The sequence below is a fragment of the Prevotella histicola genome (genome assembly GCF_055385135.1).
In genome coordinates, this window is record NZ_AP043794.1 from 487,365 (window position 1) to 513,297 (window position 25,933).

Here is a 25,933-nt window from a genome sequence, read left to right on the forward strand (position 1 = left end):
CAAAACGAACGATGAGGGTGAAAAAACGCCTTTGTAATCTTCAAAGAATCAATAGGTTACAAAGAGGCTTGTAAAAGGTGCCCTTTTGCGTTGCAAAACATGCCCTTTTACACATCAAAAGATGCCCTTTTACATTGCAAAAGGGCATCTTTTAGAACGCAAAAGGGCGCAGATTGAAAAGTAAGAAGGAAAGGAATTGACAAAAGAGGAGCGGAACTAAGAAAAGAGAAGCGGCCTCCCCAAGCCCCTCCGAAGGAGGGGATGTGAGATAGGATACAGTGGATTGAGGTGGGGGACATAGGTCTTTATGGTAGTTTAAGTAGATGTGTCTTATATTATAAGGTATATATTTAAAGTGGTTATAGGGGTAAAAAATATTAGTGGGACACACTTTGACATTTCCAATAACACATTTGGCTTAACGACCTTTACTCCTTCAATTACTCTAACTCCCCATAATTTTTCCTCTAACTACTCTGACTTCTTTAACAATCAATAGAAAATACGTATCCCGCCAGGCACATCCCCTCCTCTGGAGGGGCTTGGGGAGGCACCCCCTCATGGCTTAGTGAGCCACCATATCCCACTGTTTCCTCTCACATCCCCTCCTTCGGAGGGGCTTGGGGAGGCACCCCTTTGCCCTTGGGGAGGCTTTACTTCCTCCCTTTTTCCTTAGAATGGCAATCCAATAGCAAGGTGGAGAGCCTGCGCATCACGGAACCGAGTGATGTTATAGAAGCCACTTCTGCCCGTTGAATAAGGGACATGCAGACCGAAACCCCAGTCGAGACGCACCATGAAATAGCCAAGGTCATAACGCAGACCGACGCCCGTTCCGAGTGCCATCTCACGCATTACGTTCTTTATTTTGAAGTAACTGCCAGGGCGATTGGGGTCATGGTGCATCGTCCACACATTACCTGCATCGAGGAAAAGGGCACCATAGAGAGAGCCCATGAGGTGGGGTCGATACTCAAGATTGACCTGAAACTTGATGTCACCCGTCTGTTCTACATACGAACGGCGCCGCATTGACGACCGATAACGCCCCGGTCCGATCTGTCGGGCATTGAAGGCTCGGATGCTATTGGCACCTCCTACGAAGAATTGTTCCGTATAAGGAGCAAACCGACTGTTGCCATATGCCCATAAAGCACCGATGTTTCCGTGGAGAGCAATGCTGCTTTTCTCCGTCAATGCCCACACCTTCGTGGCGTTTGTCTCCACCTTTACGAACTGTGCAAAGGGGTTTTTGAACAGCTCTTTACCCTTTTCACTCCATTTCCTGCCCGCTATGGCATAGCCAGCAGAGAGCAGATTGGAGGCTTCACTGACCGTTGTCCACACCTTCACAGGGCTCCGATAGGATGCAGGACTCATGAAAGTGTGCTGGAACATCATCTTCGGTATGAACTGATCAGCCATGGAAACCTCCAGATAAGGCATACTGTCAACAAGATGAATGTAACGATCCGTCACCTTATGCATATACTCATAGGTAAGAACAAGGGGTGAGAAGGAGTAACTGTTACGCTCGTTAGGCTGCCACTGATAGGTCAGTTCGCCCGAGACAACATGCCGTTTGAAGTATTTAGCACGGTTCAGCACGTCGACGGAAGCCTTCAGTGTTGTTGTAGGTGTGGTATAATAGATGCGTGGAGGTTTCGGTTTATACGTTATACCCAGTGCCTCTGCCCTTGCAATCTTCCTTTGTATACGGTCCCAACGCTTGCGTGGAGGGATGGCAAAGGGGTTGACAAGACGTGGAATCTGCAGACTTGTCTCCGCACCATACTCATAATTGTTCACGCCAAGACGGTCTCTGCCGTCGTCTTCATCGTTCCATGCCCACTCATAAGAGCCATGGAGACGCACATCAAACTTCTCTCCACCACGGAAAGCATTGCGTTTCGTCAGACCAACGATGACCTCTGGACCGAACCGTCCGCTTGTTTTGCCTTTCCCGTAAGCCTCAATATAGAAGTCATAAGGCTTGTCGAAGACACAATCTATAGCCACATCAAGCATGTGACAGGTGTCAGCAGAGTCGCGAGGGGTGAAGTTCAGACTCGTAGCAGAGAAGAGTCCGCTTGCGCTAAGTTGCCTTTGGCTCTTCTCTTGTGCCTCCGCATTGTAGAGCGTTCCTGGCCACATCTTCAAGTCATTGGCTATGGCTCGCATACGTAAGGGCATCCTCTTGCCGTTATAATTGACCATAAGGTCGCGGAAACGACTCTGACGTGTGAGTGAATCCATGAACTGTCGGCGCAGATTGACCGTTACCTTCCCTATATACCACCGTTGTAAGGCACGCGGATTGACCGAATCCACCATCTGCAGGCGCATATCTGCCTGTCCATGCATGCTTATTGTATCAGCCAGATAGCTGGCATAGTTGTTCTGATAATAGTAATATCCGTTGTTACGGAAGAGGTCTGTGATGCGTTTTCGTTCCTGTTCGAGTGTCAAAACATCAAAAGGATCACCGGGATGGATGACCGCTTTATCAAGATTCCGCCTTATCAGCGAGTCATTAGCAGGTGGGAAATTGGTGTAACGGATGCTGTCAATGGTCCAGAGGTGCCCCATGTCCACACTGTATTGCAGCTTCATCTTCTTCGGATTGCGCTGTGGCACCTGCTCATAGCTTATCTTTCCCTTGAAATATCCACGTTTCTTCAGGAGGTTTTCACCCACAGTGACACGCAGATCGGGGGTGGTAGAGCTCATCAAGACGGGCGATGAGCCGAACGTTTTGACCAACCATTGAGAGAAACGGGTGGTGTCTGGAGAGAAAGCATTCCATATCCAGAGACCTACAGGGAATGGAGAACGACGGCTCGGACTACCAAACAGAGCGGCATTGGGCTTCGTTGCCAACACAACATCCAACTCTTCCTGCACGGAAGAGAAGTGTTTGTTGCGCTCATAGTCCGTATATTGCGTGGGTTCCATCCCCGTATAGAGTTGTTCACCATCAGGAATAGCAGAGGTAGTGCTGCATCCTGACAGAATAGACAATAGGGATGTCAGGACCACAAGCCCTGCCATCCCTATTCCGATAAGGTGGTTATTGTTTCTTTTTCTCATTGACAAAATTGATTAACGAGTCCTTTCGCTCCTTCTTTGGTTGTGGAATGACGAGCGGACCATCGTCTTTTGAACGGAAGATGTCCTTGAAATGACGCAGCTTACGGCGCCATAGGATACCCGCACCAAACTCACTTAGGTTGCCTTCCAGCCAGTCATAAGCCTCACGCTCATAGTAAAGTTTGAAGTATTTCGTCTCCTTTTGGTTCAGTCTATACTCCATAGAGAAGTTGTCGAAGTATGCTCCATTCTCCTCAGAGAAGGTAGAACCGGTGGAGACACGTCCTCCCAAGATGATACGAAGACGGTTATCCCAGAAGCGTTTGGAGAACCTGAAGGTATAATCCGTGTGTAGATTACCATTCACATCAGCCGTACTCTCCATGTTTGCACTAAGGTCTAAGCCCATAGAGTTGAGTGCTTTGCCTGTAATAGCATTGACTTGTGTCTGCAAGAAGCTTGCTAAAGCACCGTTCATAGCCGTGTTCACGCTGGCAGAACTCTCTCCATCGAAGTACATTCCAGATGCTAACATCGTCACAGCGAGCTTCGATCGCTCCTCAGTGCTCTTGGTATTGAGGATACTTTGCATCTCTTGATCATCCGGAGCATCAATGATGAACTCGACACTTGGCTTCGGGAACTGCTTACGAAGCTTCACTCCACAGTTGAAATCGACTATTCTGCTGGTGCCAGAGGTCGTCGTTACGCTCGTTCTGACGGCTTCCGTAGCCGTGATATGTAGCTTTGGCTGCATCGGATCACCGGAGAATTCAAGGTAACTACCTTCCTTTATGGTGAAGGTTCGCAATGGAATGACTGGCATAGAATACTTCATCTGACCGTCATTGATGGTATACCGACCACGCAATAGCACCCCATTGGTTGGGTCATAGTTAAGAAGTAGACTGCCACCACCCACTAAATCGAGGTAATTCGACTGTTGCGGATCGAGTGCACAGACGATGTGTGCCTGCTCATCAATGTCCACTGCAAGGCGCATTGAGAACCCTGTGATGTCTGGACGACGTACCACATGCACCACAGAATCATTGAAATTGGTGAAGCGAACAAGCTCATTCAGTTCGTCATCTGATGCCAATGTCCCGTCACGTACCACATAAGTCATGTCCGTTGTGCCCAGAACATCAATCTTTCCAGCCAACAGTAAGTTGTTAACAGGTCCTGTCAGCTCACCCATAAAGTCGACAAATGCCTTGCCATATACCTCCGATCGTGCATTCTTCTTCGCATCAATGATCTGGAAATTCTTAGCATTTATCTGCGTATTCAGCTGCATATTGTCGAGATTTGAGAAGTCCAAAGACCCTGAAAGGGTAAGAGGTGACCCGTTACTGGAGAACATTTCGAAGTTCTCAAACTGTATTTTACTGTCTTTTATCAGTACAGGATCATTCGCAAAGCGCATCTTCAGACCGTAAGGGACGCTGACGAGATAGGCAGAATCAAGGTAAACCTCACCATTTATATCAAGGTTCTTGAGCGGACCCTTCACTGTTAGCGATCCTTCCCCATTCCCTTGGAGTCCTACTATTTGGTTAGGTACGAAGCCATTGACGTAGTTCAGCGGGAAATGGTCCATGGTTAGCGTTGCATCAAGGTCACCTTTATCCTTGCTATGATAGACCCCTGAGAGCTCACCTACCTCGTTTCCGTTCTTTGTTATCACTGCATCAACATAGTGGGAACCGTCATCCTTTGGCATATATACGAGCTGTGTGCCCACATCTCCCATAGGATTACCTTCATAAATGAGGTTCTTTATGGTCATATCACTGGACACTGTGAGGTCTTCTTTGGTCTTTACGATGTGATAATCACCATCCAACATACCCGACATCTTCGGTGCGAACGGCAAGACTGTGAACAGTTTACCCAGCTCGAAACGGTTCATTGAGATGGTAATGTTCTGCAAAGAGCTTTCGTCAGCATCGTCTGTCAACACCTGAACACCCGTCCCGTCATTGGCAAGCAGGCGCAGATCGGCTGACACACGATGGTCCCTACCGATGTAAATGTAGTTGGAATCATTCACAGCAAACGTCTTATAACCCAGTATTGACTGTGGTGATGTGACGGAAACCTTTATCCCTTGCCCCTCCATAGCTGACTGAAGAGCAAGGTCGAGACCCTTCTTCCCAGCGTTATCGAGGATGGTTATGTGGTTCTTTAAGCCGTGTTCATAGAACGAACCCTGCAGATATCCCCTATAAGGAAAGGTGTTGTCGGGGCGATTCTCCAGTGCTATATCATAGTTTACACGGTCACTGTCACTGCGAAGGGTGATGTTCACGTCATCAATCCGCAGACTGTCATAGACCAGAGAGTCCACTTTTATCGTACCATCCAATCCCTTCTGGGGTGAAGAAGTGAGTTCTATATCTGCCTGACGGAACACATATCCATTCTGTGCAAGCAGGTTACTGAAGAGATTTCCACGTCCACTGTGGAGGGTGAAATGACCTTTCGGCAGCTGATGGAGGATCGCTGGCTGGTCAATACGTTTGTTTTCAATCTGTGCTTGGAGTGTCTTTGCGATGCGCTGACCCGTCTTGACGAGTTTGTTCACACTGCTATTGAAGGCTGTACTGAGGTGGAAATCACCTGCAGTGATGCTGGTATGAACCGTATCACGCCTACTCATGAGGTCGACATGGACGTCACCCGGTGCGTAACTACGCTGCTGATCCTTCACTTTCAGGTCGCCTAAGACACCCCGAAGGGTCATTCCTTCACGTCCATCTGTACCGAAAGAGGCATTGGCAGCAAAGCTACTGGTGAGCGGATGGTCAACGATGCCGAGCTGATAGAGGTCCACATGCGGGAAAAGACCATTGACTGAAGCATCCAAACGCTTACCACGCATCGTGGCATCTACGTTGAAACTACCTTCCGCCAGTGACACCTGACCATCCTTGCGCAGCTCATTCAGGTGGAGATTGCCCACATATCCGTTGACAGCATAGGTGTTCTTGAGGTCGGAACGAAGCTCAAGATCGGCGTCAGCAGAGGTGATATAGTGTTTATCTACCATCCCAAGTGCCTGCAGATCAGCCTCTGCAAGACGACCTTTGAGGTGAGAATCAAGGTGATTATTACGTACATTGGCTTGCACATCGAAGTTTCCTGCAGCCAAGAGGCGTGCCTTTTTCCGTCCTTCCTCCGTGAGTCTGAAGTTACGAAGAGGCCCACTCACATGGTGATTTGCCTTCATATCGCTGCGCACATCCATGTCTGTCCATGACGAAAGGACGTATCTCTGCTGCATCAAGCCCAACGCATGGAGGTCAACACGGCGTAACCAACCTCGCAAATGACCATCAACGAGCTTCTGACTGAACCTTCCTTGATACGTAAAGTCGCCTGCTATCATCCTGTTTGAGCTCTGAACATGTGCCGAAATATGGTCTCCTTTCTTCGATATGTCACCGTTCAGACCGTCAAGGTCGTACTTCTGGAATCTGAAACGGCGTATTCTGGCTGTGATATTGACTGAAGCATGCGGACTAAGGAGGTCCGTTCCCTTTCCTTGTGCCTTCACTGTACCCGTGAAAGGTGACAGTCCCATGTGTGGAAGGAAGTTCTGTAGTGGGAAATTCGTGGCTGTTGCCGTGACACGATAGAGTGTTGTGGCTGGGTTGAAAGCACCTACTGCACGAATCTTTCCGCCTCCTTGCGTCAGAAGAACATTGCCTGAATAGAGGTTTTTACGTACATGCACCGTGGCATTCACGCCCATTCTCCGCGGTAAAGACACTGTTTTGCGCACGTCACGGGGCAATAATGCATTGACAAAGCCCAGGTTTGTGGCTGTACCTTGCAACTTTAAGTCACTGCGGAAGGGCTTTTTACCCATGAGATCGGCTACCCAACCAGTCCCAACGAGGTTGAAATACCCCGGCATAGCAAGGTGTAACTGTCGGAAAGAGGCTGAACGGAGATTGCCTTCCAGCCTTCCTTGCACCGTAAGGCGTGCCGATGGGATGGCACGATAGAGCTGTGAAGGGAGTGAAGAGAGGAAAGGAAGGAGGTCAGACTTGCTGACATAGCCGTCCAACTGTGTCGAAAGTGTTCCCGGATGGGTGTCGGAGAAGACATTGAGGTTCATCTGGAAACGTCCTGCCAGCTCTGTTCCGGGCATGCGAAGATAGATATTCGGCAGGTAGATACTCGTCGAATCAAGGGTGAACGGGCCGCGGAACTCACGCACAGTGAGTCCACTCTTCTCCTCCATGTGTGCCGTTCGCACCCTCAGATGCAGTCTTGGAGCAGCGTAAACCAAGGAATCAACGCCCAGATAGACGTTACGCATGGCGATATGTGCGGCATCAAAGCCTTTACGGGCTGGCTTAACGAAGTTCTGATCATAGTTCAGTGTACCACCTTGCCAGTCCAAATCCCCCACCTTATATATATTATCATGCAACTGGAGTTCGGCTCTTTGTGCCTGAGCCTTCTCGAATCGTGCACGAATACTCATCGTATCACCGGGCATATGCAGACGGAAATCAGTCTTGACAAGGGTTGCCCGGTCAATATTAATGTTCCAAAGAGGACGTTTCTTATGCGGATCCGTCGGGACAGTGTCGCCCAATGCGATGTCAATCCATCCCCCTTCCACATCGGCTTTGTTCACTCGTATGGAGTCAGTGGCAAGGTTTACGGCATGACTCACCACATGCAGACGTTGCAGATTGCCCCGTATGCGGAGGTCACCAATGAAGTTTACGGTATTTGTCTTGAGTTGTGTGAAGGTGAGTTCGTTCACCTCTACCCTACTTTCGAGCAAGGGAAGCAGCTGAACACTTGCCACCAGACGGTGCACATCAGCCACAGTGTCTTTCTGATTGGCTATGGAATCATTCTGTCGGAGCACTTTCAAACCGTCCATCTGGAGGTCTAAGGGGAAAGAAAGGGTGACATGGTCAATGCTCACATCCATGCCTGTACGGTCTGAAACGTACGCAGCAACACGCTTTACTGCCCAGTTCTGAACCGGCGGACAGTAAAGTAACGCTATCAAAAGGAGAAACAGTATGACAGGGGTTGCCACCACTGCTATCAGCCATTTCAGTCTTTTCTTCATACCTATCGTGTTGTTAATTTAGCTCTTTGAGCCACTCCGACCTTGCAAAGTAACACATTTTTTTTTAAATACAAGCGTCCTAAGGGGTTAAATAATGAAATAAAGAGGTGCTTTTCTCAGTGATATAAGGTTTACAAGGGGGTAGTTCTAAGTTCCCAACAGATTGTAAGAAGCGGAGATCAAGGTAGTAATATCCGCCCAGTATACGTTGGTGCAGACAACAATGATGAGACAAAGCCGCTTGATGCAGCGAAGGTTCATGTCTTCCAGAACATCCTAACGGAGGCTGGACGTAAGTATTAGGAGATGAAGGGAAGAACTTCTTTTGTAAGGATTCTTCCCATCCGCTTTTCAATCTACGCCCCTTTGGATTCTAAAAGACGCCCTTTTGCGATGCAAAAGGGCGTCTTTTGATGTGTAAAAGGGCATGTTTTGCAACGCAAAAGGGCACCTTTTACGAGCCTATCTATAACTCCTTGATAATCCAAGGGTTACAAAGTCGGCTTTCAGTGGTTTCCATCTGACAGATGAACCATAAGCACACAAACTTTGTAAGGGTATTTCAGAAGCCTCATCCCCCATTCTTTCACCGAAAGGGAGAGGCTCCTTCATCCTACCAACTCACCTTCCGAACGAGGTTACCTGCGGCAGTATTGGTGGTAATCTTCACGATGTAAGTACCGTGAGGCAGACTAATGGTGAGGTTATTCTTGCCTGCTGCATCGACACGCTGTACCAATGCACCGTTCAGACTGTACACGCTCACCGTCTGAAGTCCCGTCTGCTGGATGTTCAGCACACCCCCTTCGAAAGTGATGTTACCCTTTGTCTCGGTGGTGTTGATGCCCGTTGGCGTTATATCATCATCTGAATTATACGGTCCGTTGAGGACTCTTATGCAGTAAGGGTTCTCCCATTTCGGGAAGACATCTACGTCTTTTCCATCCAGATTCACGATCAATCCCACCTTATACCAGCGGCCGTTGACCAGCTGCACATTGTTTTTAGCCATCCAGATGCTATATACTCCTATGCCACTCTGCCCATCAGTAAGGTTGAGTGAGGATGGGTCGGCACCCAAAGGAACCACTCTTCCCGTCACCATATCCGTCAGTTGATAGCGCACAGGACCCACGTAGCCAGCAGCACCAACGACTTCAAACGACGCATGTAGGCGTGCTTTCTGCAGTGCTTCATAGTCAATCTCATTTCCATGACCCACTCCGTCGGCGTCTTCTACGCTGATTATCGTCGAACCAAAGAACTTTTCATTGCCCGTTTTGGCTATTGTGACGTACCAAGGCTCACGCATCTTGTAGTCTTTAACGTCTATTCGTGTGCCTACTTCTTTGTCAACGATGTAATGAGTGACGTCAGCTTTGATGCGAATCCTGCACTTCTGCCCCTTCACCTGGCGTGGAAGCGTCAGCGGAACATCGAAAACGGTGGTGCCATAAGGGTAGATGATAAGGCTACGTGACACCCCTGTGGACACCAACTGCCCTTTTTCGTCAACCACTTCAGCCCTGATGACACACTTAGCATCCCTTCCGTCGAGCTTACGAACAGCCAGATGCACCATGTTTCGTACGCCAATCTGGAGTGAATCCTCAAGGATTGGCTTCTCAACAAGCTGCAACGCAGGTTCGTTGGAGGGTAACTCATCATAGAGAACCTTACCGTTCTGCACCTCAAGGACGATGCGTGGTGCCATCTTCATGCGTGTCCATTGTCCCCATTTGCCGTCAGCTTTGCGCTCAGCATAGACCGGTGCGAGGGTATAAGTACCGTTTTTCAGGTTGGAAAGGTCGGCTTTGAAGGCGAGAGTATCGGCTGCCAGGATGTTATGAGCCAGTTCTCCACCCTGGAAACGGGCTACAGTATAACCGCCTTTTGCGTAATAATCAGACGGACAAGTACGCATCATATTGCCTTTTTCATCGTATATCCCGAGTCCGACATCGCCCTTGAAGGGTTTATCACCACGGTTATAGAAGTGGGTATATACCACCTTTGCATCAGCCGTTGGTGCTGTTGGCTTCGCTCCAAGGAAGTGCATATCACCCCCAACATCGAACGATAGCTTTGAAGTTTGCTCTCTTAAGGACTCTTCTATCTTAGGAACGCCAGCCTTATTAGGGTGTGCGAGGATGATAACAGGGTTGTATCTGAAGTCCAATAGTTGCTTATAATCCTCCTTTTTCTTAGCTACTAAGTTCAGAACAGACACTGCATAGTATCCATTACCATTGCCATACCATCCGAAATTCATATGAACCAGTCCGTCATGGTTGAACCCATCAGCCACCCAAGCATGTCCTCCGAGGTCTGAAGAACCTGCCATAAAGATTGGGAAGCCCTTCCTCAGCTCGCTACGCATAATGTCCAGGAAGCCAACTGGCGACTCTATGTCAAGGCTTATGGCTGCTACGTCATAGTCGAAGTAGGTCGCGAAGGCGTTCTCAGCATCGTTATCAGTAGCTCCACTACCCTCTTTTGAGTACTGCATGTTGGTTGCTATGCCCAGATCTCGCAGCAGTCTGGCTACGGCATCAGCCTGTTCTGCACTGTACTTGCCCTGCTGATAGACGGGAAGCATGCTCTGCCAGGCATAGGTTGACTTGGAGAAATCAGCCGAAAGGGTCATAATGGAGTCGCCTTGTTGCTGCTTGTAGCTGTTCTGTCCACGTCCATGCTCGGGCCATCGATGGTAATACATGATCTGCGACATGGCTGTTGCGACACAACCTGTGGGCACATCATACCCGAAGTTCAGTCTGTTGTTGAACGGCGCATGCTGTCCCCAGTAGGTTTTCAGCAGTGGTCTGACCTCGTCACCCGTTGCTTTCAGTGCCACGGCACGTGTGGTGAGCGACGGATGAAGGTTCAGTTGGCGATACACCTGACGGTAAGCACGGAGGAGATCGCGTACCCCTGAGTCGGCATTCGTCGTGTCTAACTTGCCATCATCACTGTAAGCCAGCAGCTCTCCCATGCCGTCATGGCCTGCAACAACTACGAAACCTTTGCCCCGATCGTCGTTGTATATATAATAAGGAGAGAGTTTTGCGGTGCGTGTCTGTGCCATTCGGCGCACCTGTTTGTTCACTTGCACGTAGCGTTCGGCTATGGCTACGGCTTCAGCCGGCGTCACATTGCCAGCAAAGGTCAGCGTTCCAGAGAGTAGAAAAACGCCCAACGAAAGGAGCATCAGGCTGTTTTTGCGTAATGTCCTGAAAACTTTAAGGTAAATCTTCATAATATATTAAATTATTATTACTATGTAAACAATCCTCTAAACGTTGTACAAAGTTACTGAATCCCCGATAAACAACGGACTCTGCAGCCCATCCTTTAATAAAAAATAAGTATGAGTAACATTATATTTTCTTTGCTTACACATTTTTCACTTCGTAATAATTCCTGCAAAATTGTGGTGGGTTGGTCGGTGAAGGCTTCTGTCTTGTAGGGAGAAAGGGTTGCATGACGATTGCAAAGTATCCTCTTTACGTGATTACGAAATAACCTTACAAAAAGTAAAGGCATATGGATGGCAAAACGAACGATAAGGGAGAAAAAACGACTTTGTAACCTCCGCAGTATCAATAGGTTACAAAGAGGCTTGTAAAAGGTGCCCTTTTGCGTTGTAAAAGACGCCCTTTTACACGTCAAAAGATGCCCTTTTACATTGCAAAAGGGCATCTTTTAGAATGCAAAAGGGCGTAGATGGGGAAACAGGAAGGAAAGAAATTGACAAATAACACCCCCAAAATACGGCCTCCCCAAGCCCCTCCGAAGGAGGGGATGTGCCTGGCGGGATACGGAATGCTGGTTGCTGGGGGATAGAAAAGGATGAAAAAATATGGCTTAAAGGTCAGTGTTTTATTCTCGAAATTATAAAGTTTAGAAGTCAAAGTATTGCCTTATAGCAGGCAATTCAGCTATTTGTCAACTTGTAAGCACGCAGAAAAAGCGGTCGGACTGTCACAAAAAAACCTCTCAACCCACCTTCTTTCGGTGGGGTGAGAGGCTCTTTGGCAACTCCCAGTTGCGCTCCATTCATGCCCGAACGAACTGGATGACCTTCTTAACAACCACCTCATTGAGGTCATGATCATCAAAAGTGGTCTCCGTAAGTTCAAGTTCTGTCAGCGTCAACTTCGTGATGCGCAACTTCGTATAGTTCGTTCCGCCAATCTTCATATAGAAACCATCGTCGTTAAAGCCGTAGTTTCCATCGTCATCTTTCTCCCATGAGCCGTTCTCTTTCTGCTCAAAACTCTGCAGTTTTCCCTCTGGTTGGAACTGGATTCGGATGTATCTATCGCCCAAATCCTCACGACTCAGTCCGGCAAGGGTGTCCAAATCGGCTATCTTACCATTGAGATAAGGGATGAGTTTATCGTCAAGTCGACGGTATTGTACTATCGTTTCTTTCCCCGTCTTTGGGTTTCTCAGAACTACATAACTACCATTTTCGGATGACTGCCATGTGCCGTGCAGCTTCAACTCCGTCTCTTTGTTATTTACAACAGTACTGTCACTACCTTTATAGTCTTCCTCTTCATCGCTGCTACACGAAGCAAACGTAAATAATCCTGCGAGCATCAGGAGTGCCCATGCCGCTTTTTTAAACAAATTACTTCTTTTCATGATTTCAATATTATTGATTAAACAGTGGCAAAGATAAGCCTATTACATCCAAACAGACGAAAAAACAGCTTGCTTTTAATTGATTTTTTCTTTATAACCCACTGAATAAAGCGAGGTTAACATTATCCTCTCCAGACGCCCGTGAGACGTTAAGGGGGATTAATAAGTGTAGAGAAATAAGGCAAAGAACGGTTAGGGGGATTGCAGAAAAGTATCAACACTGGTACAAACGCCGCAATAAATTGCGTTAAAATACACCTTATTATATGTAATATGTCCAATTTTTATGTTAACTTTGTGGGTTAATAAAGAGAAAGCAAAGACATGAATAAAGACATAAAAGAGGAGAAAGGGCGCGTAAACCCCTTCTTCTTACCCTATGATACGCCGCATGACACCGTTCCTTTCGACCGCATTGAGCTTGCCGACTATGAGGAAGCGATGATGGAAGGCATACGAAGAGAGAACGAACAGATTGAGAAAATCATCAATAATCCTGATGAACCAACCTTTGAAAATACCATTATTCCAGAGGATGAGGTGAAGGGAAGAAAGCATTATTACGACCTTCTGAGCAGGGTGGAGAGTGTCTTCTTCAATATGCTAAGCGCTGAAACGAACGACGAGATGGACGCTTTGGCGCAGAAGATGAGCCCTATCCTGACGAAACACAGCAATGATGTCAGTCTGAATCCAAAGGTTTTCGAACGTATCAAGTATGTTTACGAACATCACGGAGCACTTACTCCTGAGGAAAACCGCCTCTTGGAGAACAGCTATGACGGCTTTGTACGCAGTGGTGCACTGCTTGATGAAGCCGGAAAGGACCGCCTTCGCAAGCTGACAGAGGAGGCTTCGATGCTCTCCCTACAGTTCTCACAGAATCTTTTGAAGGAGAATAAGGCGTATACACTGCACATTACTGACGAAAAAGACCTCGATGGACTACCTGATACCGCACGTGAAGCAGCACAAGAGGCTGCCAAAGAACGCGGAATGGAGGGTTGGGTGTTCACCTTGGATGCCCCCAGTTACGGTCCGTTCCTTATGTATAGCACACGGCGGAAGCTGCGTGAGGAACTCTATATGGCGCATAACACACTCTGCATAAAGGACAATGACACGAATAACCTTAAGGTTTGTCAGCGTCTTATCAACCTTCGCAGAGAGATGGCACAGCTCTTGGGCTATGATACTTACGCCGATTACGTGATGAAATACCGCATGGCAACATCCGTAGAGAACGTATATAAACTGCTCAACGACCTCATCAAAGCCTATAAACCAACGGCGATTGAGGAACGAAACGAGGTGATTGCACTCGCAAAAGAGATGGAAGGCGACGACTTTAAGGTCATGCCGTGGGACGTAGCCTACTACTCTCACCAGCTGAAGATGCGTAAATACGACCTCGATCCAGAGATGTTACGCCCTTATCTGGAGCTTAACAACGTCATCAAAGGGGTCTTCGGACTGGCTACACGCTTGTATGGTATCACCTTCAAGGAGAACAAAGACATCCCAGTATACCATCCTGACGTACGCCCATATGAGGTGTATGACAAGGACGGGAGCTACCTTGCCGTGCTGTATGTTGACTTCCACCCACGCAAAGGGAAGCGTGACGGAGCATGGATGACCGAGTTCCAAGGACAATGGATTGACCGTGAAGGGAAGAATATACGCCCACATGCCTCGCTGGTGATGAACCTATCCAAGCCAACAGAGGACAAACCAGCACTGCTAAGGTTAGGAGAAGTGGAGACATTCCTGCACGAATTCGGACATTCTCTGCATGGTATGTTTGCCAATACACGCTTCGAGAGTCTGTCAGGGACGAACGTGTGGTGGGATTTCGTTGAACTTCCGTCACAGTTTATGGAGAACTTTGCAGTGGAAAAGGACTTTCTTCGCACCTTCGCCTTCCATTATGAGACAGGTGAACCGATGCCCGATGAACTGATAGAGAAGATCATTGCCAGTCGGAACTACGGTGCTGCAACGGCTTGTCTGCGCCAAGTGAGCTTCGGATTGCTCGACATGGCTTACTATACACAGCGTGATGAGTTCACTGAAGACATCATTCCTTTCGAGAAAAAGGCGTGGGCTGACGCCATTGTTGGTGAACAACTGCCCAATACTTGTATGACAGTTCAGTTCTCACACATCATGGCTGGCGGTTATGCAGCAGGCTATTACAGCTACAAATGGGCTGAGGTGCTGGATGCAGATGCCTTCAGTGTCTTCAAGAAAGAGGGTATCTTCAATCAGGAAACAGCCCAACGCTTCCGTGATAACATCCTCTCACGGGGTGGAACGGAACATCCAATGACGCTCTATAAACGCTTCCGTGGACAGGAACCAACCATCGATGCGCTGATAGAAAGGGACGGAATAGTACGGAAAAGCTAAAAGAAAAAAGAGCAAAAGGGTAAACAAAGTAGAGCAAAAGAGTAAACAAAGTAAGGTCAGACAGCAAGATTCAAGACTTGAAATCTGGGCTTTTGGGCTTGAAACGTTGAACTCTTAAGCTTGGAACGTTGGACTTTTGAGCTTGAAACGTTGGACTTTAGAGAGATAAAACATCAAGCGTTGAGCTTGAAACGTTAAGTTTTTGAGAGATAAAACACCAAGTGTTTGAACTTGAAACGTTGGACTTTTAAGAGATAAAACATCAAGCGTTGAGCTTGGAAGGTTAGTCTTTTGGGCTTGGAAACTTGGACTCTTGATAGATAAAAAATCAAGCGTTGAGCTGAGAAGTTGGGACTTTAAAAGGATTGAACACGAGGTTTGAGCATTGAAGATGAGCTCTTCATTCTTCCATTCCTTCGTTTTTTCACCCTTAAAACAGTAACACTCCCAGCCTCAGACATGCCCCTTCCGCACGCAATCTGCCCTCCCCTCCCCGCAGAAAGGGTGCAGAAAACAACCCAGAAGGGCTCAGAAAGGCATCAGAACTACGATATATTCTTACATAAATGATAACAAAACAAGATAAAAAACAGGACCTTCTCGACTATCGTTACCTACGTATGGCACGCATATGGGCAGAGAATTCTTATTGTCAACGCCGCCAAGTAGGTGCTTTAGTAGTGAAAAATCAGATGATAATCAGCGATGGTTACAACGGAACACCAAGTGGTTTCGAGAACATTTGTGAGGATGAAGCAGGTGTAACGAAGCCTTATGTGCTCCATGCAGAAGCCAATGCCATCACGAAACTCGCCCGAAGCGGGAACAACAGTGAGGATTCTACACTCTATGTCACAGCCTCTCCGTGCATAGAATGTGCTAAACTCATCATCCAAGCAGGCATACGCAGGGTCGTATATGGGGAGAAATACCGCCTCACAGATGGTATCGACCTACTCGAATGGGCAGGAATTGAAGTAGAATATAAGGAACTATGAACCAGAAAAAGAACAACCATTTCATGCCATTGGTGATGGCGCTCTGCGTTGTCGTTGGTATTATGATTGGTACTTTCTATGCCAATCACTTCTCAGGGAATCGCCTTAACATCATAAACAGTGGTAGTAGCCGCCTGAGTAACCTACTTCACATCATCGATGATCAGTATGTTGACTCCGTAAACATCGATAGTCTTGTCGAAAAGGCCATCCCTCAGATCCTGGCGGAGCTTGATCCGCACTCTGTTTACATCAGTGCGAAGGACGTTCAGCTTGCTACAGACGACTTAAAGGGCTCCTTTTCGGGTGTAGGTATTGAGTTTATCATCCGTGATGATACCATTCGTGTGCAGAATGTCATCAAGGATGGACCTGCCAACCGTGCTGGTTTGCTTGCTGGAGACAAGATAGTAAGCATCAATGGCAAGCCTTTCGTTGGTAAGATCGTCACCAATGAGGAGGCGATGCACCGTCTTAAAGGTCCGAAAGACTCAAAGGTTCTGATTGGAGTGAAGCGCTTTGGAGAGAAAGGAGTGAAGGTATTCACGGTCACACGTGGTGACATCTCCGTGAAGAGTATCTCTGCTTGCTACATGATCAATGACACAACGGGTTACATTCGGGTGAAGTCTTTCGGTGAAAGGACCTATGCAGAGATGCTTTCAGCACTGCAAACACTGAACATAGAAGGGGCTGATCACCTCATAATAGACCTACGTGACAACGGTGGAGGCATACTCGAAGCTGCCGTACAGATGGCAAATGAGTTCCTACCCAAGAACCGTCTGATTGTCTATACACAAGGAAGAAAGAGTCCAAGAGCCGAATATCGAAGCAATGGCAAGGGCAGTTATCAACACATTCCTATGGTTGTTCTCATCAACGAAGGTACTGCTTCAGCTGCCGAGATATTTGCTGGTGCGATGCAAGACAACGACCGTGCAACGATCGTAGGGCGTCGTTCGTTCGGTAAAGGACTTGTGCAGCAACAGATACAGTTCCCCGATGGCAGTATGATACGCCTCACTGTGGCTCGATATTACACCCCTTCAGGCCGTTGCATACAGAAACCTTTCAAGCCAGGGGACAATGCTGACTATGAAAATGACCTCCTTTCGCGTTATCGTCATGGGGAGTTCTTCTCACAGGACAGCATCAAACACGTCGGACCAGCTTACCATACACACAACGGACGCACCGTATATGGCGGTGGAGGTATCACTCCTGACATCTTCGTACCAGAGGATACGTCGCACGTTACATCCTATTATAAGGAGGCAGCGATGAGCGGTTTGATCCTGCAATACGCCTTTAACTACACCGATGAGCACCGTCCGATACTGAGTAAGTTCACGGAAATGATGCCATTAGCGAACTATCTCGACCGTCAGAACCTTGTGAACGACTTCGCAAACTATGCTGCGCGCTACGGATTACGGCGTCGGAACCTGATGATTATGCGGTCACATTCATTGCTACAGAACTACATTGACAGTAGAATCATCTATAATATCCTTGACGAACAGGCGTGGATTGAATACCTGAACCTCTCCGATGAGACGGTAAAGGCGGCACTGAACGTCTTCAAAAACCACACCAAGTACCTTGCTAAGCCGAGACATGTACCAGCAAGGACGGTCAGAAACACGCCACAAGCAAACCGAAGATAATGGAAAAACTATCGAAAAAAGATCTGAGAAAGCAAGTAAGGGCGGCGAAAGCACACTATACGGCGGAGGAACTGGTCGGACAATCCGACCCACTGATCCGCCAAGTACTTGCCCATCCACAACTACAGACGGCACAAACCGTACTGCTTTATAACTCAATGGCTGATGAGGTTGCTACACACAACCTCATCAGCCATTTGGCTTTAATGGGAAAAACGGTGCTGTTACCTGTCGTTATCAGCGAAACGGAGATGGAAATACGCCGCTATACGGGTCCCGACTTACTACGTATTAGCTCCTATGGCATCCTCGAACCTACGGGTGAGCCCTTCACACAGTATGAGAACATCGACTTCGCACTCATCCCTGGCATGGCTTTCGATGCTGATGGCAACCGCCTCGGACGTGGGAAAGGCTATTACGACCGCTTCCTTCCGCTCATGACAAGAGCTCGAAAAGTAGGCATTTGCTTCCCTTTCCAGTTCCTACCGCACATCCCCACGGAGCCAACTGACATGCCAATGGATGAGGTAATACACTAAACACCATGCCTTTTCTGGGAAGAAAAAATGGCAATATTGCCACTTTTTCTTCGCAAAAGACAATTTTTCGAGAACATAACAGGCACCTTACGAAGAATTTTTGGCAATATTGCCACTTTTTCTTCCTAACCTTGTAAGAACCAAAGTAGCATAAGCCAAGAACTGATTCAGTCCACATCCTACCGTTAATGCCCCACCTTCTCTGTAGGATTTGCCATACCCCACAAAGTAATCTCTCCTTCCCGAGGACCTCGGCGATATTCCTGGAAGACCAAGTTCTCCACTTTTCATCTGCACATTCTCTTCCCTTGAGGAGCTTGGGAAGGCTACTCTTCGAGGCTTGGGGAGACCGTCTGAGAAGCATGTTTTACTTTAATGTTGTCAATTTATTTTCTTTCTGCTTTTCGATCTACGCCCTTTTGCGTTCTAAAAGATGCCCTTTTGCATTGCAAAAGGGCATCTTTTGATGTGTAAAAGGGCATGTTTTGCAACGCAAAAGGGCACCTTTTACAACCCCATCTGTAACTCTCTGATAATCCAAAGGTTACAAAAGCGATTTTTCATGATTATCCTTCATTTCAGCATTAATGAGCTCTTCTGTTTTGTAAGATTATTTCCTTTAATCTAATCCTTAGGAATCAACACTTGCAATGGAGGTGAAAGGTTACACCATTGTTATTCTATGATAAACCATATAGAGCCCCATACACCATACAGTGACATACAGGAGTCATGTATATATGGGTTTATAAAGTACCAGAAAGTTCTTCAGGGGATAGCATTCACCCCATCAAAGATGAACTTAACAATGCCTTTAGAGACTCCACATTTACGGTATCCGTCGTTAATATACGATGTAGAGGGAGTCCGAACTTTGCCAAGAGTTTGTCCTTTAACGCATCACGCGTCACCTGTCCGCCTTGTCTCTTATGATAATACCAGCCATCGACCTCTATTACCAACAGTGGTCGTTTCGTCAAAGAGTTATAAACGAGGAAGTCTACATGAGACAAGCGATTGTTTGCAAACGCCTTTTCTTCCTCCGTAAGCACACTCCAGTCACTAATAAACCGTACTACAGGATAGTGGCACAACACATCAATATGCACCAAGCCCAATGCTGTAATGGCTTCCATAAGCGTATTATAAAACAGATTCTCCGAAATATAATCAGAGACAACAGGCTTATTGGCTAAAGAATCCAGCCGTTGTGAGGTGTATTGTTTATAGAGTAAGTCGAAAACTGAGGACACCTCACTTTGTCGAACCTCGAAGTTGTTGTAGCGAACATAGTCTATGAGCTGTGCAAGATTAGACTCCTCGGGCATTTTATTGCCATTGGTGACAACGTATAAATGTGTCTTCGCACGTGAAATAGCCACATTCAGAAGATTCGGATCATCGGAGAATTCAGTCGGTTTGTTATCCACCATACTCATAATTATGGTATCACACTCTCGTCCTTGATACTTGTGTACAGTGCTTGCAATATCCTTTCCCAGTACTTTGTTTATCTCATCTGCCTGCTGCCGATAAGGGGTTATGATACCAACAGACCCTGAATCTGCACACTGTGGCAATACTTCCTGCACAATAACATCAATCTCACGCTGATTAAAATGCCCACGGGCATGATTACCTTCAACTGTCTGTACCACCTGCAACACGTTATCTTCAGCGTTATCATCCGTCATTGCCACCAGTTCACCATTGTAAAAATGTTGATTACAAAACTCTATAATCTTTGGATGACAGCGATAATGTTCACGCAATAAGGTAACAGGGATGTCCTTAAAGACCTCCACGCAAGATTGTAGGAAGCTGTGTGTTACTTCATTATACCTATCATCAACTTTATATGTCAACTGAATTGCTTGCAGAGCAAGTGCCTCTTCCTGGCTTACAACGTTGGGTAACTGCTTGTCATCACCCACTATCACTGCTTTCATAGCACATGAAAGTGCCAGAGCTCCTGTCTTTATATCCACCTGTGAAGCCTCATCCATGATGACATAGTCGAACACCATATCCTTACTAATACAACTTTTTGCAGAATAGGTAGTACTCAAAACAACAGGATATTCCCGTAGGAGATCCTCCGTTTTGGCTTTTATGTTCTTGATTGTGAACGCTGTTCTTGTATCCGCACGATAATGTTCTGCTATCTCATTCTTTAATATCTGCAAAGAATAATCACGTAACAGCCTAAGGTTTTCCTTGATATCAACGGATTGTAAGGTTGATTCAACACTTTGCAATTCCTTCTCTATCTCAGCTTTGCGAACGATGTAATAAGCATTCTCTAAGCTGGCAATAACATCCGATACATCTTTCTGAAGGAAGGAAAACATAGGTAGTCCCAGCTTCAAAGCCCACTTTATACGGAAAAAAACACCGGGAATCTGCTTACTCTGCCTTATCTGATAGTAGCTGAGTAGCTCCATTATCTTACTGGAAGACTTACTATAAAGCCAATCACAGGCAATGCTGTTAGTCGCTAACTTCTCATTATATGTAGCCTCTTTTAGCAATGCATCATATTCAGCTCTGAGTTCTGCCTGCCGGAGTTGAGCACTGAATCCTTGGGAAACATTATTCAAAGCGTCTTTAACCCATTGTTTTACAGATGAAGAAGCATCTATATGCCACGATGACATATCGGGAAGAGGTTGCTGATCAGCAACAAATTCTTCCTTTTTCTGCACACTACCAAGCTTTGCAACAATGAATCCGAGCCCTTCATGCTCCAACTTCTCAGCTACATTATTTACCGCTGAGTTGTTATTTGAGACTACAAGTACTGTCTTCCCAGCTATTAACAAATTAGCAATAATATTAAGAATCGTCTGTGTTTTACCCGTTCCTGGAGGTCCTTGGATAACACTTACCTGATGTGTTAAGGCTGCCTCAACAGCCTCTTTCTGGCTGGTATTACAACTAAAAGCATAATAAACCTGCTTTGGTAGAGGGTAAGTCCTCAGCTCTGTCTTATCCCCAAGGAATTGTGCCAATGGTACATTGTCTCGCTTTACATCAACCAATTCATACTGTTTAGAAAGGAGATTGGTTTCATCATCAGCCATAAGACCTGTCTCATCGGCTAATTTACGCAGATAATCCCATAAAGAACTGCCGATTTTATCAATCGGTGTACGTGTTACATACACCTCACTCCCGTCCAGATTCTCAACGGAACCATTCGTATATGTTACTCGATAAAAAGTATAATGACCATCGGTGAAACGTAATAATTCAGCTACGTTGGTTATGTGTTTGTTCTGTATATACAGTCCTTTCTCCACAATATCAATGCGTTCGGGCTTACTAAGGTATAACAAACGTCCTTTATTGTAATTGAAAACCTTTGGTGATGACTTGAAACGTACCGTCCATAGCCCTTGATCATTCCTATTAATATAGGAGATTTCCTCGGTAATAAACATGCGTTTACTATCTAATCTCTCTAAATCAATCACCATATATTGTTGTGGATCCATGTGCTATTTATTTCTTTAAATGATATTGGGAACAATGATAGGAGTATAAAGTCAAGTGGAGCGGGCATCAGATGGTGTCCTTCGCACTGTCCAGTACGATGGCTTTCATCGTATCAACCAGCGTGGTATCATAGTGATCTTCGCCACGAGAGGTACAGGAATCGCAGGAAGTAAGCGTTGTTATCATCATCAATAAGAAGATGAAAGGTAGAATTAGCATTGTTTTCATACGCAATATGTGTTATTATAATAAGGTGAAAAGGAGGTGAAACATCAGGCTCAGACCGCTGAATTATCAGGTGGGAAGAGATAAAACATAAGTTGACAATGATGACATAGAAAGGTAAAGGGATGATGCATCACAGGGGGAAAAGCGATAAAACACTGGATGAACACACACTGCATCACAGGGTAAGGAGTGATAAAGCACCGAGTGAAAAACGCTGAATTATAAGGCAACAGAATATAAAGCAGCATTTAAAGAAAGCTGAAGGGGAAGAGAGACCCACGTTTTCAACAGGTCTACTCTCCCCCTTTTATCTTTGTAAGAAAGTCTTTTTAGGGATGTAACAACGATACCTCCCAGTCGTTTTCTGTACATCCCCTCCTTTTCAGAAGGGTTATGGAGGTCATCAACGACTATCAACCCCCGTCGCTTTCATCACATCCCCTCCTTCGGAGGGGCTTGGGGAGGCTCCCCTCCTCTTAGGACTCGGGGCTATCTTTCACCCCACTTTCTTAGTATTCTCCCCACGCCTTGATGTCGATATCATCCATGCTGACGTTGCAGAAAGCAGTGATGAACGCACTTGCCAGTCGACTGTTAGTAATCAAAGGAACGTTAAGGTCGATGGCAGCACGGCGTATCTTATACCCGTTAGTCAGCTCACGTGGAGTGAGATCCTTCGGTATATTCACCACCATATCAATCTTCTTCTCATGCAGAAGGTCGAGTGCCTGCGGTGCTTTTCCCTCATCAGAAGGCCAGTAAACAAGCGTATTCTCGATGCCATTCTCGGTCAGATACTTCGAAGTACCACCCGTTGCATAGAGTTCATAACCATGCTGCAGGAGCATTTTGGCTGCATCAAGCATCTCAGCCTTCTGCTTTGCGCCACCCGTTGAGAGCAGAACAGTCTTCTTAGGGATGCGTTGTCCGACGGAAAGCATAGACTTCAGCAGTGCTGTTGACGAGTCATCGCCTAAGCAACCCACCTCACCCGTTGAGCTCATGTCCACTCCCAGCACAGGATCAGCCTTCTGTAGACGGTTGAAAGAGAACTGTGACGCCTTGATTCCCACGTAATCGAGGTCGAAGAGGTTCTTGTTTGGCTTCTCAACAGGTACGCCGAGCATGATCTTCGTAGCCAGATCAATGAAGTTTAGCTTCAGAACCTTGCTCACAAATGGGAACGAACGACTCGCACGGAGGTTACACTCGATGACGAGAATATCGTTGTCGCGCGCCATATACTGGATGTTGAACGGTCCGTTGATGTGCAGTTGCTTTGCAATCTGCCTACTGATGCGTTTGATACGGCGCACTGTCTCCACGTAAAGCTTCTGAGGTGGGAACTGAATGGTGGCATCTCCGGAGTGAACACCAGCGAATTCGATGTGTTCAGAGATAGCATACGCCATGATTTCACCGTTCTGTGCCACGGCATCCATCTCTATTTCCTTTGCATGTTCAATGAATTTGCTTACCACAACAGGGTGATCCTCACTGACATTGGCTGCCAACTGCAGGAAGCGTGTCAGCTCATCCTTGTTTGAACAGATGTTCATCGCTGCACCAGAGAGGACGTATGAAGGACGAACGAGGACTGGGAAGCCCACCCGATCGACGAACTTATCAATATCATCCATGCTTGTCAGTGCGCTCCACTCAGGCTGATTGATGCCGTTTTCGGTGAGCATTGACGAGAATTTAGCACGGTCCTCGGCGTTATCAATGTCCTTTGCTGCCGTACCAAGGATAGGAACGTTCTGCTCATCCAGGTACATGGCAAGGTTATTTGGTATCTGTCCGCCCGTTGAGACAATCACTCCGTGTGGCGTTTCAGCGTCGATGATGTCCATAACACGCTCGAAAGTAAGCTCATCAAAGTAGAGACGGTCGCACATGTCATAGTCGGTAGACACCGTTTCAGGGTTGTAATTGATCATAATAGACCGATATCCCTGCTTACGAATGGTGTTAAGTGCCTGCACACCACACCAGTCGAACTCCACGGAACTACCTATTCTGTAAGCTCCAGAGCCCAGAACGATGACGGAATTACGGTCATTGCTGAACGAAACATCCGATGCTACGCCTGCATAGGTGACGTATAGATAGTTCGTTTGGGCTGGATATTCTGCTGCAAGGGTATCAATCTGCTTGACAACAGGCACGATGCCGAAGCCTTTACGCAGTTGGCGTACTATCAGCATCGCCTTGTGCATGTTCTGTTCTTCGCCTTCCAAGCCCACAGCACGTGCTATCTGGAAGTCGGTAAAGCCATAAACCTTTGCTTCACGCAGGAGTTCTTTATCGAGAGTGTTGATGTTTCGGCGCTTCAAAGCCTCATCAATGTCGATGATATGCTTGAGTTTATTGAGGAACCAACGGTCAATCTTCGTCAGATCATGTATCTGATCAACGGTATAACCCTTGTGCATAGCCTTCGAAATGACGAAGACACGCTTGTCAGTAGGCTCACGGAGCGCTGCATCAAGGTCGGGAATCTGCAGCTCTTTGTTCTCAACAAAGCCGTGCATGCCCTGTCCTATCATGCGCAAACCCTTCTGAATAGCCTCTTCAAAGTTACGTCCTATTGCCATAACCTCGCCCACTGACTTCATACTTGAGCCCAACTCCTTGTCAACACCACGGAATTTGCTGAGGTCCCAACGTGGAATCTTGCAGACAACATAGTCGAGTGCTGGTTCAAAGAAGGCTGAAGTGGTCTTGGTAACGGAGTTTTTCAGTTCGAAAAGACCGTATCCCATGCCTAGTTTTGCTGCCACAAAGGCCAGAGGATAGCCCGTTGCCTTACTTGCAAGGGCTGAAGAACGAGAGAGACGGGCATTGACTTCGATGACACGATAGTCCTCACTCTGTGGGTCGAAGGCGTACTGTACGTTACATTCTCCTACTATTCCGATGTGACGTACAATCTTTATGGACAGTGCACGCAGCTTGTGATACTCACTGTTGGTCAGTGTTTGTGATGGAGCAATGACTATTGACTCACCCGTATGGATACCTAATGGGTCGAAGTTCTCCATGTTACAAACCGTGATACAGTTGTCGTAACGGTCGCGTACCACCTCATATTCAATCTCTTTCCAACCCTTCAGGCTCTTTTCCACAAGCACTTGAGGTGAGAAAGAGAACGCTTTTTCACAGAGCGTGTTCAACTCTTCCTCGTTATCAGCAAACCCACTGCCCAGTCCACCGAGTGCATATGCGGCACGAACGATGACAGGATAACCCAGGGTCTTGGCTGCTGCACGAGCCTGTTGGATGTTTTCGCAAGCCTCACTCTTGATGGTTTTGACGTTGATCTCGTCCAATCGCTCAACGAAAAGCTCACGGTCTTCGGTGTTCATGATGGCTTTTACCGGTGTTCCAAGCACCCGTACACCATACTTTTTCAGTACTCCCGTACGGTCAAGTTCCACTCCACAGTTCAGTGCTGTTTGTCCTCCGAAGGACAAAAGGATACCATCTGGACGCTCCTTTGCTATGACGCGCTCCACGAAATAAGGCTGCACAGGTAAGAAATAGATCTGATCTGCAACGCCTTCTGAAGTTTGTACCGTAGCAATATTTGGGTTAATGAGCACTGTAGAAACACCTTCTTCACGCAATGCCTTCAACGCTTGTGAGCCAGAATAGTCGAATTCACCAGCCTCACCAATCTTCAATGCGCCTGAACCAAGTATCAGGACTTTCTTTATTGACTCGTCTTTCATT

The 25,933-nt window shown here is 46.9% G+C and carries 11 protein-coding genes; 4 read left to right on the forward strand and 7 right to left on the reverse strand.

Going from position 1 to position 25,933, the window contains the following annotated elements; translation table 11 throughout:
* Positions 1-672: 672 nt before the first annotated feature.
* The 4 genes from tamL to ACZ48L_RS10765 form a co-directional block, all read right to left on the reverse strand.
* Positions 673-3,090, reverse strand: coding sequence for a translocation and assembly module lipoprotein TamL (gene tamL, locus ACZ48L_RS10750; protein ID WP_278539063.1), 2,418 nt, complete (start codon positions 3,088-3,090; stop codon positions 673-675).
* Positions 3,071-8,197 (reverse strand): translocation/assembly module TamB domain-containing protein, encoded by a 5,127-nt coding sequence (locus ACZ48L_RS10755; RefSeq protein WP_025792509.1) that lies wholly within the window; start codon positions 8,195-8,197, stop codon positions 3,071-3,073. The genes tamL and ACZ48L_RS10755 overlap by 20 nt, the downstream gene beginning before the upstream one ends.
* A 613-nt stretch (positions 8,198-8,810) precedes the next feature.
* Complete coding sequence (locus ACZ48L_RS10760; protein ID WP_311563207.1) at positions 8,811-11,456, reverse strand: thiol protease/hemagglutinin PrtT; 2,646 nt, start codon at positions 11,454-11,456, stop codon at positions 8,811-8,813.
* 800 nt (positions 11,457-12,256) lie between these two features.
* Positions 12,257-12,850, reverse strand: a complete 594-nt coding sequence (locus ACZ48L_RS10765; protein ID WP_025792512.1) for a hypothetical protein — start codon at positions 12,848-12,850, stop codon at positions 12,257-12,259.
* 324 nt (positions 12,851-13,174) lie between these two features.
* Between ACZ48L_RS10765 and ACZ48L_RS10770 the strand changes: the two genes are divergently transcribed.
* From ACZ48L_RS10770 to ACZ48L_RS10785, 4 genes are all read left to right on the forward strand, one after another.
* Positions 13,175-15,262: a M3 family metallopeptidase gene (locus ACZ48L_RS10770; protein WP_025792514.1), complete on the forward strand. Its 2,088-nt coding sequence runs from the start codon at positions 13,175-13,177 to the stop codon at positions 15,260-15,262.
* A gap of 566 nt (positions 15,263-15,828) precedes the next feature.
* Complete coding sequence (locus tag ACZ48L_RS10775) at positions 15,829-16,260, forward strand: dCMP deaminase family protein (protein WP_025792516.1); 432 nt, start codon at positions 15,829-15,831, stop codon at positions 16,258-16,260.
* Positions 16,257-17,930: a S41 family peptidase gene (locus tag ACZ48L_RS10780; RefSeq protein WP_025792517.1), complete on the forward strand. Its 1,674-nt coding sequence runs from the start codon at positions 16,257-16,259 to the stop codon at positions 17,928-17,930. The genes ACZ48L_RS10775 and ACZ48L_RS10780 overlap by 4 nt, the downstream gene beginning before the upstream one ends.
* Complete coding sequence (locus ACZ48L_RS10785) at positions 17,930-18,472, forward strand: 5-formyltetrahydrofolate cyclo-ligase (RefSeq protein ID WP_025792519.1); 543 nt, start codon at positions 17,930-17,932, stop codon at positions 18,470-18,472. The genes ACZ48L_RS10780 and ACZ48L_RS10785 overlap by 1 nt, the downstream gene beginning before the upstream one ends.
* 782 nt (positions 18,473-19,254) lie before the next feature.
* Here ACZ48L_RS10785 and ACZ48L_RS10790 read toward each other — a convergent pair.
* The 3 genes from ACZ48L_RS10790 to carB all read right to left on the reverse strand — a co-directional run bounded on the left by ACZ48L_RS10790 (position 19,255) and on the right by carB (position 25,932).
* Entirely contained in the window at positions 19,255-21,969 is a 2,715-nt protein-coding gene (locus tag ACZ48L_RS10790; RefSeq protein ID WP_025792521.1) for an AAA domain-containing protein, read from the reverse strand.
* A gap of 67 nt (positions 21,970-22,036) precedes the next feature.
* Positions 22,037-22,198 (reverse strand): hypothetical protein, encoded by a 162-nt coding sequence (locus tag ACZ48L_RS10795; protein ID WP_159102219.1) that lies wholly within the window; start codon positions 22,196-22,198, stop codon positions 22,037-22,039.
* A gap of 509 nt (positions 22,199-22,707) precedes the next feature.
* On the reverse strand, positions 22,708-25,932 hold the full coding sequence (gene carB, locus ACZ48L_RS10800; protein ID WP_008823811.1) for a carbamoyl-phosphate synthase (glutamine-hydrolyzing) large subunit: 3,225 nt from the start codon (positions 25,930-25,932) through the stop codon (positions 22,708-22,710).
* Position 25,933 lies beyond the last annotated feature (1 nt).